We start from the raw sequence: 14,980 nt of genomic DNA, 5'->3' as shown, positions 1-14,980 counted from the left end.
AGGGATGGGAATGCGGACCGGCTAGTGCGCGGCCGCCTGGCGTGCGCTGATCTCGATCGTTCCGTCGCTCGCGTCGACCCGGGCCTGGTCGCCCGCGTTCAGTTCGCCGGCGAGGAGCATGTCGGCGAGCCGGTCGTCGACCTCGCGCTGGATGGTGCGGCGCAACGGGCGGGCGCCGAAGTCGGGTTGGTAGCCGAGGTTCGCGAGCAGGTCCGCCGCCGCGTCGGTGACCTCCAGGGTGACGTCCTGGGCGTGCAGCCTGCGCCGGGTGTGTTCCAGCAACAGGTCGACGATGTCGCGGAGTTGGGCGCGTTCCAGGCCGCGGAAGACGATGATCTCGTCGATGCGGTTGAGGAACTCGGGGCGGAAGTGCTGGTTGAGGACCGGCATCACCGTCTCGCGGACCTTGGCGTAGTCGTCGACGCCCGCCGCGAGGATGCGGTCGGCACCGATGTTCGACGTCATGATCACGACGGTGTTCTTGAAGTCGACCGTGCGTCCCTGCGAGTCGGTGAGCCGTCCGTCGTCGAGGAGTTGCAGCAGCGTGTTGAAGACGTCGGGGTGCGCCTTCTCGACCTCGTCGAGCAGCAGCACGGCGTACGGCTGCCTACGGACGGCTTCGGTGAGCTGACCGGCCTCCTCGTGGCCGACGTATCCGGGAGGCGCCCCGACCAGGCGGGAGACGGTGTGCCGTTCCTGGAACTCGCTCATGTCGAGGCGGATCATGCGGCTCTCGTCGCCGAAGAGGGCGGCGGCGAGCGCGCGGGCCAGTTCGGTCTTGCCGACGCCGGTGGGGCCGAGGAAGAGGAAGCTGCCGATGGGCCGGTTCGGGTCGCTCATGCCGGCCCGGGCGCGGCGCACGGCGCGGGCGACGGCGGTGATGGCCTCGTCCTGGCCGACGACCCGCTCGTGGAGGTGCTCCTCCAGCTTCATCAGCCGGGCCCGTTCCTCCTCGGTGAGCTGGGCGACGGGGATGCCGGTGGTGCGGGAGACGACCTCGGCGATGTCCTCCGCGGTGACCTTGGGCGCCTGCTCCTCCGCGGAGCCGCCCGCCTTCAACTCGGCCTCGGTGTCCTTGATCCGGTCGCGGATCTCCTTGGCCCGCTCGTACTCCTCGTCGGCGACGGCCTGGTCCTTCTCCCGGTTGAGGGCGGCGAGCCGGTCCTCGGTGTCCCGGGTGTCGGAGAGCGGCGTCTTGGCGCGCAGCCGTACGCGTGCCGCGGCCTGGTCCATCAGGTCGATGGCCTTGTCGGGCAGGAAGCGGGCGGTGATGTAGCGGTCGGAGAGTTCGGCCGCCGCGACGACGGCCTCGTCGGTGATACGGACCTGGTGGTGGGCCTCGTAGCGGTCGCGCAGGCCACGCAGGATCTCGATGGTGTCGTCGACGGTCGGTTCGCCGATCAGGATGGGCGCGAAGCGGCGCTCCAGCGCGGAGTCCTTCTCGATGTACTTGCGGTACTCGTCGACGGTGGTGGCACCGATGAGGTGCAACTGCCCACGGGCCAGGGCGGGTTTGAGCATGTTCCCCGCGTCGAGAGCACCGTCCCCACCTCCCCCCGCGCCGACGACGGTGTGCAACTCGTCCAGGAACAGCACCAGTTCGTCGCTGTGCTCGCTCACCTCGTCGAGGAGCTTCTTCAACCGCTCCTCGAACTCGCCCCGGTACTTGGTGCCGGCGACCATCCCGGCCAGGTCCAGCGAGACGAGCCGCTTGCCCGCCAGGGTCTTCGGCACGTCCCCGGCGACGATCCGCTGGGCGATGCCCTCGACGACGGCGGTCTTGCCGACGCCGGGGTCGCCGATGAGGACGGGGTTGTTCTTGCTGCGCCGGGACAGCACCTCGATGGTCTGCTCGACCTCCTCGTCCCGCCCGATCACCGGGTCGAGCCGCCCGGCGCGGGCGTCCTCGGTGAGGTCACGCCCGTACTCGTCGACGGTGGGCGTGCTGCTGGGCCGCTTGCGCTCGGGCTCGGAACCGGTGGGCACCCGGTCGCTCTCCCAGCCGCTGCCTTCGAGGGCCTGTCCGGCGGCCGACTCGGGGTTGGCGGCCAGGGCCCGCAGCAGGTGCTCGGGGCCGATGTACGAGGAGTCCTCGGCGCGGGAGATCCGGTACGCGTCGAGCAGGGCCCGCTTGGCGGCCGGGGTGAGCGTGGTCGGTTCGGTCTTCGGCCCGCTGTCGTCCCCGGCGAACAACCGCTCCCGGATCCGGTCGGGATCGGCGCCCGCCTCGGCGAGCAGCCGTCGGGTCGACTCCTGCTCGGTGGCGGCGGCCAGCAGATGCCGGGCGTCGAGTTCCTCGCTGCCCTCGACGGCGGCGATGTCCCGCGCCTGGGCCACCAGCTCACGGGCCCGTTCGGAGAGCAGGCTCCCGATGTCGACGCGCTGGGGCCGGCGCGACGGTGCCGCCGACCCCGAACCGCCGAAATACCGGGACATCAGCTCGTCGAATTCCTCGAAGGGGCTGCGTCCGAAACCGAATCCGGGAGTACTCATGACCACGGACCTTCCATGCGGCAACTGGGCGGCGACTGGTATCCGTGTCTTCCAACGTGGCACAGCGCGGACGCCCCCGCACCCCCGCAGGTCACCGGGCGGCACCCGGCGTGCTCGCATAGACTCGCCGGGTCATGCACAGCCCCGGCACCCCCCGCACCCCCCACGTCCCCGACTCCTACGTCCGTGTCCGCGACGCCCGCGAGCACAACCTCCAGGGCGTCGACGTCGACATCCCGCGGGACGTGTTGACCGTGTTCACAGGTGTCTCCGGCTCCGGGAAGTCGTCCCTCGCGTTCGGCACGATCTACGCGGAGGCCCAGCGCCGCTACTTCGAGTCGGTGGCACCGTACGCCCGCAGACTGATCCACCAGGTAGGAGCGCCGAAGGTCGGCGAGATCACCGGCCTGCCCCCGGCGGTCTCCCTCCAGCAGCGCCGCTCGACCCCCACCTCCCGCTCCTCGGTGGGCACGGTCACCAACCTCTCGAACTCCCTCCGGATGCTGTTCTCCCGAGCGGGCGACTACCCGCCCGGCGCCGAACGCCTCGACTCCGACGCCTTCTCCCCCAACACGGCGGCGGGCGCGTGCCCGGAGTGCCACGGCCTCGGCCGGGTCCACCGCACGACCGAGGAGTCCCTCGTCCCCGACCCCTCCCTCTCGATCCGCGAGGGCGCGATCGCCGCGTGGCCGGGCGCCTGGCAGGGCAAGAACCTGCGCGACATCCTCGACACCCTCGGCCACGACGTGGACGTGCCCTGGCGCGAACTCCCCGCCGAACAGCGCGAGTGGATCCTCTTCACTGACGAACAGCCGGTGGTCACGGTCCACCCGGTACGTGACGCCGACCGCATCCAACGCCCGTACCAGGGCACGTACATGAGCGCCCGCCGCTACGTCCTGAAGACCTTCGCGGACACGAAGAGCCCGACCCTGCGGGTGAAGGCGGAACGCTTCCTGACGAGCTCTCCCTGCCCGGTCTGCGGTGGCAGCAGACTGCGCGCCGAGTCCCTGGCAGTGACCATCGCGGGCCGCACGATCGCCGACCTGGCCGCGCTGCCGCTGGCGGAGTTGGCGGCCACGCTCCACGGCACATCGGAGGCGGCACGCGTCCTCACCGAGGACCTCACCTCCCGCATCGCCCCGATCCTGGAACTGGGCCTCGGCTACCTGAGCCTGGACCGAGCAACCCCCACACTCTCGGCGGGCGAGCTCCAACGACTGCGCCTGGCAACCCAGTTGAGGTCCGGACTCTTCGGTGTCGTCTACGTCCTGGACGAACCGTCCGCCGGCCTGCACCCCGCGGACACGAAGGCCCTGCTCACGGTCCTGGACCGGCTCAAGTCGGCGGGCAACTCGGTGTTCGTGGTGGAGCACCACCTGGACGTCATGCGCGCCGCCGACTGGCTGGTGGACGTGGGCCCACTGGCCGGCGAGCACGGCGGACGGGTACTGCACAGTGGACCGGTGGCGGAGCTCGCGGCGGTGAAGGAGTCGGCGACGGCCCGATTCCTCTTCGACGACTCCCCCACGCCGGCCCGCGAAGCCCGTTCACCGCGAGGCGAGTTGACGGTGGGCCCGGTGACGCGGCACAACCTGCGGGACGTGACGGCGGAGTTCCCCCTGGGTGTGTTCACAGCGGTAACCGGCGTCTCGGGCTCCGGCAAGTCGACGCTCATCGGCGAGATCACCGAGGAACTGCCCGGCGTGGGACGCCTGGTGTCGGTCGATCAGAAACCGATCGGCCGCACCCCGCGCTCGAACCTGGCGACGTACACCGGCCTCTTCGACGTCGTCCGCAAGGTGTTCGCGGCCACCGACGAGGCACGGCAACGGGGTTACGGCGTGGGCCGGTTCTCCTTCAACGTGGCGGGCGGCCGCTGCGAGACCTGCCAGGGCGAAGGATTCGTGAGCGTCGAGCTGCTCTTCCTCCCGAGCACCTACGCCCCCTGCCCGGACTGCGGCGGGGCGCGCTACAACCCCGAGACACTCCAAGTGACGTACCGGGGACGGAACATCGCGCAGGTCCTCGACCTGACAGTGGAGAGCGCGGCAGCCTTCTTCGCGGACACGGACACCCCGGCCGTGACCCGCAGCCTCACCACACTCCTGGACGTGGGCCTCGGCTACCTGCGCCTGGGCCAGCCCGCCACGGAACTGTCCGGCGGAGAGGCCCAACGCATCAAACTGGCCACCGAGTTGCAACGCGCCCACCGCACCCACACCCTATACGTCCTCGACGAACCGACCACCGGCCTCCACCCGGCCGACGTCGAGGTCCTCCTCCGCCAACTCCACGGCCTGGTCGACGCCGGCCACACTGTGATCGTGGTCGAGCACGACATGACGGTGGTGGCGGGCGCGGACTGGGTGATCGACCTGGGCCCGGGTGGCGGGGAGGAGGGCGGCCGGATCGTGGCAACGGGCCCGCCGAGGAAGGTGGCAGGTGCGCCAGGAAGCACTACGGCCCCCTATCTGGCAAACGCGCTCGCATAGTCGCCCGCTTTTAGGGGCACGGGGCTGTATCAATTTGCGGCTCCGCCGCGTGGGCGCGACCAGCCTCCACGCACCCGCAGCCGACATACCTACCCCAACAGACCGGCCACCAATTCACGGGGCAACCCATGAGTGTCGTGCAGGTAGTGATAGTCCTCCTCACTCAGAGGACCTCGAAACTCAGGCCGCGACAACACCCGCCGCCCCCGCTCGAGAAGCTGCCCGAACCGCCGCTCCTCGTCGAGCAACAGCCCCCGCACAGTGCCGCCACCGACAAGCTCGACCGGCAGATCGACCAACGTACGCGAGTCGTCATCGCGGCGCAGAGCGGTGAGCAGCCGCCGAATCAACCGCCGCACCACGTACCCACGCCCGATGTTGGAAGGCCGTACCCCCTCCCCCAGGACGACGACACTCGACCGAAGATGATCGCAGACCACCCGCATCGAGCGCTCGTCCAGCTCCCACAACTGCGAAACGGTCCGCGTCCACGGCTCGAACAGATCCGTCTCATAGACCGACCGCCGCCCCTGAAGGACAGACACGAGCCGCTCCAGCCCCATACCCGTGTCGACGTTGACCTGCCGCAGCGGCACAAGCCCGCCGTCCTCGCCACGTTCGTACCGCATGTGCACGTGGTTCCAGATCTCCACCCATCGCGAGTCGGTGGTCGGGCACCCCTCCGGCGGGCCGTCGCCGGTCCAGAAGAAGATCTCCGAGTCGGGGCCACAGGGACCCACGGGCCCGTTGGACCACCAGTTCTCGTCCCGGGTCGACTCCACGGGCAGCCCCAACTCCCGCCAGGTGCGCAGCGATTCGAGGTCGGGGCCGACCTGTTCGTCGCCGCCGAAGACAGTGACGTACAACTTCTCGTCCGGGATGCCGAAGCCGTCCCGCAGCAGCTCGTACCCCCAGCGCAGGCTCTGCGGATGGCCGTAGTCGCCGAGCGACCATGAGCCGAGCATCTCGAACACGGTCAGGTGGGTGAGGTCGCCGATCTCGTCGAGGTCGGTGGTGCGCAGACAGCGTTGGACGTTGACCAGGCGGCGCCCCTGCGGATGGGGGCGGCCCTGGAGGTACGGCGTGAGCGGGTGCATGCCGGAGGTGGTGAAGAGGACCGGGTCCGAGGGCGGTGGCAGGAGCGAACTGCCGGTGATCAACTCGTGTCCGCGCTCGCGATAGAAGTCGACGAAGGTGCGGACGGTGTCGTCGGTGTTCATGGCGGTGAGTCCTTCGGGTCGGGTGGGGACCGGAAAGGAACCGCGGGGAAGCCTGCGAAGGGGCTGGAAACGACACGTCCCGGCGGTCCGTTTCCGGCCGCCGGGAGAGGTGGGTGAGGTCAGGCGTCGGCGGCCGGCGAGCTGGTCGCTCGCGCGGTCGCGGTGCCGGTGTGCCTGAGGATCCTCATGGACGCAACGCTAACAGGACGCCTGCGGGCCGTCCTGCGGATTTTCAGCGGGGTCTGCGCCACCGAGGTGCAGTGGTCCCGGTGCTGGGGCTGAGCGGTCACCCCGGCCTGCGCCGCGTGGGCGAGGGAGCGCCGGTCGGGGTGGCTGCCGGGCGCGATGGTCTCCCCGACCTCGACCTCGGCGACGAGCCCGCGCGTCGACACGACCCGCCACACCGAGGTGAGCAGGGAGTCGCTGCCGACGAAGGCGGGCGCGGTGCTGGCGGTGCCGTCGGTCAGGTAATGGATGCCGACCGGTTGGACCGGGACTCCGGCGTCCAGTGCGGCCTGGAAAACGGCCCGTCGGAAGTGGCCCTGGGCCCGGCCGCACCAGGTGCTGCCCTCGGGGAAGACGGCGACCGCTCCGCCGGCGCGCAGGGCGCCCGCGATGGAGGCGACCGTCTCGGGGAGTGCGCGCAGCCGGTCGCGGTCGATGAACAGGGCGCCGCTGCCCGCGGTGAGCGGGCCGGCGACGGGCCAGTGCCGGATCTCGGCCTTGGCCAGCATGCGGGCGGGGCGTACGGCGGCCAGCAGCGGGATGTCGAGCCACGAGATGTGGTTGGCGACCAGCAGCAGCCCGCCGGTGGACGTGGTGGTGCCGGTGATGCGGAGTCGGATGCCGGCGGCGCGGACGATCGTCCGGCACCACCAGCGCACCGCGCGGGCGGGGATCCGGCCGCCGACGGGGGTGAGCGCGGCCCCGGCGGCCACCACGACCAGGACGGTCACGAAGCGCAGCACGGCGCGCGGTACGGCCGTGACGGACCCCTTCGACTCGATGCACGACCTGGGGGTGCAGGGCGCGCTGGGCAGCCAGACGCTCATCACGCCGGGACGAGCGAGAGGAAGTGCCGCAGATAGCGCGGGTTGACCCGGCGCATCGACAGCAGCACGTACAGGTCGGCGACCCCGAAGTCCGGGTCGTGGGCGGGCTCGCCGCACACCCAGGCGCCGAGGCGGACGTAGCCGCGCAGCAGCGGCGGGAGTTCGACCCGGTCGGTGGGGCGGGTCACGCCGTCGGCGCTCCAGGGCAGCAGCGGTCGTACCCGGAACTCCTCGGGGGCGAGGTGCTTGGCGCTGACCCGGTCCCAGGTGCCGGCGGCGAGGGCGCCGCCGTCGGCCAGCGGGATGGAGCAGCAGCCGGCGAGCCAGTCGTGGCCGCGGTCGACCATGTAGCGGGCTATGCCGGCCCAGATGAGGCCGATGACGGCGCCGTCGCGGTGGTCGGGGTGGACGCAGGAGCGGCCGACCTCGACGAGGCCCGGGCGGATCGAGTCGAGGGGGGCGAGGTCGAACTCGCTCTCCGAGTAGAGCCGTCCGGCGACCGCGGCCCGCTCGGGCGGCAGCAGCCGGTAGGTGCCGACCACCTGCCCGGTGACCGTGTCGCGGACGAGGAGGTGGTCGCAGTAGGCGTCGAAGGCGTCCACGTCCAGGCCGGGTTCCGGGCTGGAGAGGTGGGCGCCCATCTCCCCGGCGAAGACGTCGTGCCGCAGCCGCTGCGCGGCGCGTACATCGTCCTCGTCGCGGGCGAGCGTGACGGTGTAGCGGGTCGGCGCGGCGGGCTGCGAGGGACGGTCGAGGGTGGAAACGCCGGTCATGGCTCTCCCTGATCACGGGCCGGGGACGGCGGAGGAACAAGCTGGCCGGTTCCGTAAGTCCAGCCGCACTAGTTCTTCCTATGCCGGGCGTCCTGCGCGTGACCTGTGCCCGGAGCCGGGATGTGGGCTTGTTGAACGGCGTCCGCATCCCCCGATGCCTGGCGGGACCGGGGATGAGCACCACTCCCGGTCCCGCCCGTCCGCATCTTGTCGGCGAACGTCCTTGTCCCATGAGGGAGTTCGTGCGGGAGTTCAGCGCTTGGCGACCTTGCGGGTCGCCCGCAGCCACTCCTTGTTCATGGCGGTGATGGAGACCAGCGGGATGCCCTTGGGGCAGGCGGTCGCGCATTCCCCGGCGAGGGTGCAGCCGCCGAAGCCCTCGTCGTCCATCTGCGCGACCATGTCGAGGACACGGGTCTCGCGCTCGGGGGCGCCCTGCGGGAGGACGTTGAGGTGGTTGACCTTGGCGGAGGTGAACAGCATCGCCGCACCGTTCGGGCACGCGGCCACGCACGCCCCGCAGCCGATGCACTCGGCGTGCTCGAAGGCGAAGTCGGCGTCCGGTTTGGGCACGGCGGTGGCGTGCGCCTCGGGGGCCGCACCGGTCGGGGCGGTGATGTAGCCGCCCGCCTGGATGATCCGGTCGAAGGCCGAGCGGTCCACGACGAGATCCTTGACGACCGGGAAGGCCGAGGCACGCCACGGCTCGATGTCGATCGTGTCGCCGTCCTCGAAGGACCGCATGTGGAGTTGGCAGGTGGTGGTGCGCTCGGGACCGTGCGCGTCGCCGTTGATGACGAGCGAGCACGCGCCGCAGATGCCCTCACGGCAGTCGTGGTCGAAGGCGACCGGGTCCTCACCCTTGAGGATGAGCTCCTCGTTGAGGGTGTCGAGCATCTCCAGGAACGACATGTCCGTGGAGATTCCGTCCACTTGGTAAGTGGACATGGCGCCGTCGGCGTCGGCGTTGCGTTGCCGCCAGACGCGCAGGGTGAGCTTCATGCGTAGCTCCGCTGAGTGGGGTGGACGTACTCGAAGACCAGGTCTTCCTTGTGCAGCACGGGAGATGAACCCGTGCCGGTGAACTCCCAGGCGGCCGCATAGGAGAACTCCTCGTCCCTGCGCTCCGCTTCGCCGTCCGGTGTCTGCGACTCCTCGCGGAAGTGGCCGCCGCAGGACTCGGCGCGGTTGAGCGCGTCGAGGCACATCAGCTCGGCGAGTTCGAGGTAGTCGACGATCCGGTTCGCCTTCTCCAGGGACTGGTTGAACTCCTCGCCGGTGCCCGGGACCTTGATCCGCCGCCAGAACTCCTCGCGGATCTGCGGGATGCGCTCCAGCGCCTTGCGCAGTCCGCTGTCGGTGCGGGCCATGCCGCAGAACTCCCACATGAGTTCGCCGAGTTCGCGGTGGAAGGAGTCCGGGGTGCGGTCGCCGTCCACGGAGAGGAGGAGGTTGAGGCGGTCCTCGGTCTCCGCCAACACCTCCTGTACGGCGGGGTGTTGGACGCCGATCTCCTCGTGTCCGGGGTTCCGGGCGAGATAGTCGTTGATCGTCGCCGGGAGCACGAAGTAGCCGTCGGCGAGGCCCTGCATCAGCGCGGAGGCGCCGAGCCGGTTGGCGCCGTGGTCGGAGAAGTTGGCCTCACCGATCGCGAACAGGCCTGGGACGGTGGTCTGGAGGTCGTAGTCGACCCAGAGGCCGCCCATCGTGTAATGCACGGCCGGGTAGATCCGCATCGGGACCGTGTACGGGTCCTCGGCGGTGATCCGGGCGTACATGTCGAAGAGGTTGCCGTACTTCTCCTCGACGGCCTTGCGGCCCAACCGCCGTATGGCGTCGGCGAAGTCGAGATACACGCCCTGCCCGCCGGGGCCGACGCCCCGCCCCTCGTCGCAGACGTTCTTCGCGGCGCGGGAGGCGATGTCGCGGGGCACGAGGTTGCCGAAGGACGGGTAGATGCGCTCCAGGTAGTAGTCGCGCTCGTCCTCGGGGATCTGGTTCGGCGGACGCGTGTCGCCTTGGGCCTTCGGCACCCAGATCCGGCCGTCGTTGCGCAACGACTCGCTCATCAGGGTGAGTTTGGACTGGTGCTCGCCGGTGCGCGGGATGCAGGTCGGATGGATCTGGGTGAAGCACGGGTTGGCGAAGAGCGCGCCGCGCCGGTGCGCCCGCCAGACGGCGGTGGCATTGGAGTTCATGGCGTTCGTCGACAGGTAGAAGACGTTGCCGTAGCCGCCGCTGGCGAGGACGACGGCGTCCGCGAAGTACGTGTCGATACGGCCGCTGATGAGATCGCGTGCCACGATCCCGCGCGCCTTCCCGTCGATGACGATCAGGTCGAGCATCTCGGTGCGCGGGTGCATCTCGATGTTCCCGGCGGCGATCTGCCGGGACAGCGCCTGGTAGGCGCCGAGCAGGAGTTGCTGCCCTGTCTGGCCACGCGCGTAAAAGGTCCGGGACACCTGCACACCACCGAAGGAACGGGTGTCGAGCAGGCCGCCGTACTCCCGCGCGAACGGCACGCCCTGCGCGACGCACTGATCGATGATCTCCACCGAAATCTGCGCCAGGCGGTGGACGTTGGACTCGCGGGCCCTGAAGTCGCCGCCCTTGACGGTGTCGTAGAAGAGGCGGTGGACGGAGTCGCCGTCGTTGCGGTAGTTCTTCGCCGCGTTGATGCCGCCCTGGGCGGCGATGGAGTGGGCGCGGCGCGGGGAGTCCTGGTAGCAGAACTGGACGACGTGGTAGCCCTGTTCGGCGAGTGTGGCGCCCGCGGAGCCGCCCGCGAGGCCGGTGCCGACGACGATCACCGTGTGTTTGCGGCGGTTGGCGGGGTTGACGAGTTTGGCCTCGAAACGGCGGGTGTCCCAGCGCTCGTTGATGGGTCCGGTGGGCGACTTGGTGTCGGTGACGGGTTCCCCGGTCGTGAAGTCCGCGTATTCATGGGCCATTTCAGCTCACCACTCCAGTCATGACGCCCACGGGCACGGCGATGAAGCCGGCCGTGAGCAGCAGCGCGAGGACATTGGCGGTCGTCTTCAGGGCGCGGTCGCGGCTGCGGCTGCCCGCGCCGAGGGTCTGGGCCGCGCTCCAGAAGCCGTGCCGGACGTGCAGGCCGAGGGCGAGCATCGCGACGATGTAGATGACGTCGCCGTACCAGGTGGAGAAGGTGTCCACGACGTTCTGGTACGGGTGGCCCTCCTGGAAGCCGCCGGAGTGCACGGTGCCGGTGGTCAGGTCGAGGATGTGCCAGACGATGAACAGGGCGAGGATGATCCCGCCCCAGCGCATGGTGCGCGTGGCGTAGGTCGCCCGCGGCTTCTTGTGCACGTACTTGCTGGGGCGCGCCTTGATGTCGCGGCGGCTGAGCTGGTACGCGGAGACGGCGTGGGCGACCACGGCGACGACGAGGACGATCCGGATCAGCCAGAGCGTCCACTCGTAGTGCATGAAGGGTTCGCCGACGGTGCGCAGCCAGTGGGCGTAGTGGTTGAACTCCCCCGCGCCGAAGAAGATCTTGAGGTTCCCGATCATGTGGACGACCAGGTACAGCAGCATGATCAGGCCGCTGACCGCCATCACTGTCTTCTTGCCGACGGAGCTGTCCCACACGGTGCGTGCCATGGACGGCCGTCGGTCCGTCCGCGTTGCCAGAGCCATGGCAAGAACGCTAAATGTCAAGGGGCCGATCGGTCCAAGACATGGTCTGCCTGGTTTCCATAGGCTGCGGCTATCGTGGGTGCATGCAGTTCCAGCAGCTCCAGTACTTCGTGGCCGTCGCCGAGACCCGGCACTTCACCCGGGCCGCCGATCTGGTCCATGTCGCGCAGCCCTCGCTGTCCCAGCAGATCAAGGCGCTGGAGCGGGAGCTGGGCGCGGATCTGTTCCTGCGGGCCCGCGGCAACATCACGCTCACCGACGCGGGCGAGGCGCTGCTGCCGCTCGCCCGGCGCATCCTGGCCGACGCGGACACGGCCCGGCACGAGGTCCTCGAACTGGTCCAACTGCGCAGCGGCCGGATCAGGTTGGGGGCGACGCCGAGCCTGTGCACGGGCCTGCTGCCGGATGTGCTGCGCGCCTTCCACGACCGCTATCCGGGCATCCGGCTGCTGATCGAGGAGGGCGGTTCGCACGATCTCGTACGCGAACTCGCGCGCGGCGCCCTGGACTTGGCCCTGGTGGTGCTGCCGCTGCCCACCCCGTCACCGGCGCTGACCACGGTGGAGCTGCTGCGCGAGGACCTGGTGGTCGTGTCGTCACCGGAGGCGCCGGTGCCGGGGCGTGGGCGGACGGTGCGGATCTCCGATCTGGAGGGCGAGCGTCTGGTGATGTTCCGGCACGGCTACGACCTGCGCGAACTGACCGTCGCCGCCTGCCGCGCCGAGGGCTTCGAACCCGACTTCGCGGTGGAGGGCGGCGAGATGGACGCCGTGCTCGGCTTCGTACGGGCGGGGCTCGGCGTGGCCGTCGTACCGCGCATGGTGGCGACGAAGTCCGGGCGGGGGCTGCGGGTGACCCCGCTGGCGCGGCCCGGGCTGCATCGGACGATCGCGCTCGCGCACCGCAGCGATGTGGCTCCGCCGCGGGCGGCCAGGGAGTTGCAGCGGATGCTGCTGGAGCGCTGATCGCCGCCTAGTGCTCTGACCGCATAGGTCCACCGGGTTGGCGCTGGCGGGCCCTTGGCCGGTTGGATGTCCTGAGGCGTGCAGCTCGGATGGGTGCGATGGCAGAGCCGGTCAGGGTCCGTAGGCTCACGGACCAGGAGGGCCAGCAGTTACAGCGGATCGTGCGGCGGGGCAGTACGAACACCGTCCGCTACCGGCGGGCGATGATGCTGCTGGCCTCGGCCGGTGGAAACCGGGTCCCGGTGATCGCCCAGTTGGTCCAGGCCGATGAGGGCACGGTGCGCGATGTCATCCACCGGTTCAACGAGATCGGCCTGGCCGCTCTGGACCCTCGGTGGGCGGGAGGCCGTCCCCGCCTACTCAGTCCTGACGACGAGGACTTCGTCGTCCAGACGGCCACCACCCGCCCGACCAAGCTCGGGCAGCCCTTCACCCGCTGGTCCATCCGCAAGCTCGCCGCCTACCTCCGCAGGGTGCACGGCCGGGTGATCCGCATCGGCCGCGAGGCCCTGCGCTGCCTGCTTGCCCGACGCGGCGTCACCTTCCAGCGGACCAAGACCTGGAAGGAGTCCACCGACCCCGACCGCGATGCCAAGCTGGACCGGATCGAGCACGTCCTGGATCGCTTCCCTGACCGCGTTGTCGCGTTCGACGAGTTCGGGCCGCTCGGCATACGCCCGACCGGCGGATCCTGCTGGGCCGAGCAGGGCCGGCCTGACCGGGTCCCGGCGACCTACCACCGCACCCACGGCGTGACCTACTTCCACGGCTGCTACTCCATCGGCGACGACACCCTCTGGGGCGCCAACCGCCGCCGCAAGGGCGCCGCCAACAGCCTGGCCGCGCTCAAGTCGATCCGTGCCGCCCGCCCCGACGGCGCCCCGATCTACGTGATCATGGACAACCTCTCCGCCCACAAGGGCGCCAAGATCCGCCAGTGGGCGCGGAAGAACAAGGTCGAGTTGTGCTTCACTCCGACCAACGCCTCCTGGGCCAATCCGATCGAGGCGCATTTCGGGCCGCTGCGGCAGTTCACCCTCGCCAACTCCAACCACCCGAACCACACGGTCCAGACCCGCGAACTGCACCGCTACCTGCGCTGGCGCAACGTCAACGCCCGCCATCCCGACGTCCTGGCAGCCCAGCGCCGGGAACGCGCCCGCATCCGCAGCGAGAAGGGCCTGCGCTGGGGCGGACGACCGGCGAAAGTCGCGTGACCCTGCCAATGGCACCGGCGACACTGACGCCATGACTGGTTCTGCACTGCCTCAACTGCTTCGACCGCGTGCCCTGAGGCCCGGAGATCTCGTGGTCATCGCCGCGCTGTCCGGCCCGCTGCCGGCCGCCTACGAGCCCAACGTCCAGCGGACGGTGGAGGTGTTCGAGCGGATGGGTTTCCGCGTGCGGCGGGCTCCGCTCCTCGAAGCAGGACGGCGCCATTGGTGGAGCGCGGCCACGCCGGCGGAGATCGCCGGGGAGCTCAACGGTCTTCTGCGTGATCCCGAGGTGCGCGCGATCGTCGCGAGTGACGGCGGCCAGACGGCGCTCGGCTACCTCGACCTGATTGACGTCGACGCGATCAGGGCCGACCCCAAGCCGATCCTCGGCTACAGCGACATCTCGCTGCTGCACCTGGTGCTCCATGGGCGCACGGGCCTGGTCGGGTTCCACGCCGACATGGCCGTCCCCGGCTTCGGCGGGCAGTGGCCGTCCGCGCCCGTGGCGCGCCAGGCGGAACTCGAGCAGCTCTACTGCAGGCTGCTGACCGGCACCGAGGCGATCGGGGCGCTGCCGGCGAGCCCGTCGTGGGAGTGCTGGCGTCCAGGTCGCGTCGAAGGGCGGCTGATCGGCGGGGTGATCAACCGCATCGTGCTGGCGCAGGCGACGCCCTTCGCGCTGCCGCTCGACCGGTTCGACGGTGCCGTGCTGTTCTGGGAGGAGATGGGCGGCCTGGCCTCGTACGTGTGGAGCTATCTGCAGGTGATGCGACACTGCGGCATCCTCGACCGGATCTCCGGCATGGTCGTGGGCGTGCCGCGCGAGATCGGCGGACTCGAGCCCGGCGCGTCCCCGTCCCTGCGCGAGATCGTCCTCGACGTCCTCGGCGACCGTGACATCCCGGTCCTGGGCAACGTCGAGTTCGGGCATTCCGGCCCGAACCTGCCGATGCCGGTCGGCATCCGCGTCGGCCTCGACGCGCAGCAGCGGACGTTGTCGCTGCTCGAACCGACGGTAGGGCCGCACGCGATAACGGGGCCGGTCAGTTGAGCACCGCGAATCAGTGAGCCGACGGCCCCCGGCAGCACCCGGCCAACTCACGCT

The 14,980-nt window shown here is 70.2% G+C and carries 11 protein-coding genes; 4 read left to right on the top strand and 7 right to left on the bottom strand.

The window, feature by feature from the left end; all coding sequences use genetic code 11:
- Positions 1-21: 21 nt before the first annotated feature.
- Positions 22-2,493 (bottom strand): ATP-dependent Clp protease ATP-binding subunit, encoded by a 2,472-nt coding sequence (locus OG223_RS46405; protein WP_329262852.1) that lies wholly within the window; start codon positions 2,491-2,493, stop codon positions 22-24.
- Positions 2,494-2,627: 134 nt separating this feature from the next.
- Between OG223_RS46405 and OG223_RS46400 the strand changes: the two genes are divergently transcribed.
- On the top strand, positions 2,628-4,988 hold the full coding sequence (locus OG223_RS46400; RefSeq protein WP_329262849.1) for an excinuclease ABC subunit UvrA: 2,361 nt from the start codon (positions 2,628-2,630) through the stop codon (positions 4,986-4,988).
- Positions 4,989-5,077: 89 nt separating this feature from the next.
- On the opposite strand, the gene OG223_RS46395 is transcribed toward OG223_RS46400, so the two are convergent.
- From OG223_RS46395 to OG223_RS46370, 6 genes are all read right to left on the bottom strand, one after another.
- Complete coding sequence (locus OG223_RS46395; RefSeq protein WP_329262848.1) at positions 5,078-6,208, bottom strand: alanine--tRNA ligase-related protein; 1,131 nt, start codon at positions 6,206-6,208, stop codon at positions 5,078-5,080.
- Positions 6,209-6,327: 119 nt separating this feature from the next.
- A complete protein-coding gene (locus OG223_RS46390; protein WP_329262845.1) occupies positions 6,328-7,260 on the bottom strand; it encodes a lysophospholipid acyltransferase family protein in 933 nt (310 codons plus the stop codon).
- Positions 7,260-8,033, bottom strand: coding sequence for a GNAT family N-acetyltransferase (locus tag OG223_RS46385; RefSeq protein WP_329262843.1), 774 nt, complete (start codon positions 8,031-8,033; stop codon positions 7,260-7,262). Before OG223_RS46385 ends, OG223_RS46390 begins: the two co-directional genes overlap by 1 nt.
- 252 nt (positions 8,034-8,285) lie before the next feature.
- Positions 8,286-9,035, bottom strand: coding sequence for a succinate dehydrogenase/fumarate reductase iron-sulfur subunit (locus OG223_RS46380; protein ID WP_329262841.1), 750 nt, complete (start codon positions 9,033-9,035; stop codon positions 8,286-8,288).
- The gene (locus OG223_RS46375; protein ID WP_329262838.1) at positions 9,032-10,984 is read right to left on the bottom strand and encodes a fumarate reductase/succinate dehydrogenase flavoprotein subunit; all 1,953 of its coding nucleotides are present in this window, start codon (positions 10,982-10,984) and stop codon (positions 9,032-9,034) included. The genes OG223_RS46380 and OG223_RS46375 overlap by 4 nt, the downstream gene beginning before the upstream one ends.
- A gap of 1 nt (position 10,985) precedes the next feature.
- Positions 10,986-11,657 (bottom strand): succinate dehydrogenase, encoded by a 672-nt coding sequence (locus OG223_RS46370; protein WP_329265831.1) that lies wholly within the window; start codon positions 11,655-11,657, stop codon positions 10,986-10,988.
- Between the two features lie 119 nt (positions 11,658-11,776).
- On the opposite strand from OG223_RS46370, the gene OG223_RS46365 reads away from it, so the two are divergent.
- The 3 genes from OG223_RS46365 to OG223_RS46355 all read left to right on the top strand — a co-directional run bounded on the left by OG223_RS46365 (position 11,777) and on the right by OG223_RS46355 (position 14,926).
- Positions 11,777-12,658, top strand: a complete 882-nt coding sequence (locus OG223_RS46365; protein WP_329262836.1) for a LysR family transcriptional regulator — start codon at positions 11,777-11,779, stop codon at positions 12,656-12,658.
- Between the two features lie 98 nt (positions 12,659-12,756).
- Positions 12,757-13,875 (top strand): IS630 family transposase, encoded by a 1,119-nt coding sequence (locus tag OG223_RS46360; protein WP_329262833.1) that lies wholly within the window; start codon positions 12,757-12,759, stop codon positions 13,873-13,875.
- 31 nt (positions 13,876-13,906) lie between these two features.
- Positions 13,907-14,926: a S66 peptidase family protein gene (locus tag OG223_RS46355; RefSeq protein WP_327669476.1), complete on the top strand. Its 1,020-nt coding sequence runs from the start codon at positions 13,907-13,909 to the stop codon at positions 14,924-14,926.
- The last annotated feature ends 54 nt before the right edge of the window (positions 14,927-14,980 follow it).

The organism is Streptomyces sp. NBC_01478 (genome assembly GCF_036227225.1).
Lineage (GTDB): Bacteria > Actinomycetota > Actinomycetes > Streptomycetales > Streptomycetaceae > Streptomyces.
Note: the sequence above shows the minus strand (reverse complement) of the source record. Positions and strands in the feature narration are given on the sequence as shown.

What these genes read in the sequence shown, in the direction of transcription:
- OG223_RS46385 (WP_329262843.1), bottom strand. Translation starts at nt 8,033, where the DNA reads ATGACCGGCGTTTCCACCCTCGACCGTCCCTCGCAGCCCGCCGCGCCG.
- OG223_RS46390 (WP_329262845.1), bottom strand. Translation starts at nt 7,260, where the DNA reads ATGAGCGTCTGGCTGCCCAGCGCGCCCTGCACCCCCAGGTCGTGCATC.
- OG223_RS46395 (WP_329262848.1), bottom strand. Translation starts at nt 6,208, where the DNA reads ATGAACACCGACGACACCGTCCGCACCTTCGTCGACTTCTATCGCGAG.
- OG223_RS46360 (WP_329262833.1), top strand. Translation starts at nt 12,757, where the DNA reads ATGGCAGAGCCGGTCAGGGTCCGTAGGCTCACGGACCAGGAGGGCCAG.
- OG223_RS46355 (WP_327669476.1), top strand. Translation starts at nt 13,907, where the DNA reads ATGACTGGTTCTGCACTGCCTCAACTGCTTCGACCGCGTGCCCTGAGG.
- OG223_RS46370 (WP_329265831.1), bottom strand. Translation starts at nt 11,657, where the DNA reads ATGGCACGCACCGTGTGGGACAGCTCCGTCGGCAAGAAGACAGTGATG.
- OG223_RS46405 (WP_329262852.1), bottom strand. Translation starts at nt 2,493, where the DNA reads ATGAGTACTCCCGGATTCGGTTTCGGACGCAGCCCCTTCGAGGAATTC.
- OG223_RS46375 (WP_329262838.1), bottom strand. Translation starts at nt 10,984, where the DNA reads ATGGCCCATGAATACGCGGACTTCACGACCGGGGAACCCGTCACCGAC.
- OG223_RS46365 (WP_329262836.1), top strand. Translation starts at nt 11,777, where the DNA reads ATGCAGTTCCAGCAGCTCCAGTACTTCGTGGCCGTCGCCGAGACCCGG.
- OG223_RS46400 (WP_329262849.1), top strand. Translation starts at nt 2,628, where the DNA reads ATGCACAGCCCCGGCACCCCCCGCACCCCCCACGTCCCCGACTCCTAC.
- OG223_RS46380 (WP_329262841.1), bottom strand. Translation starts at nt 9,035, where the DNA reads ATGAAGCTCACCCTGCGCGTCTGGCGGCAACGCAACGCCGACGCCGAC.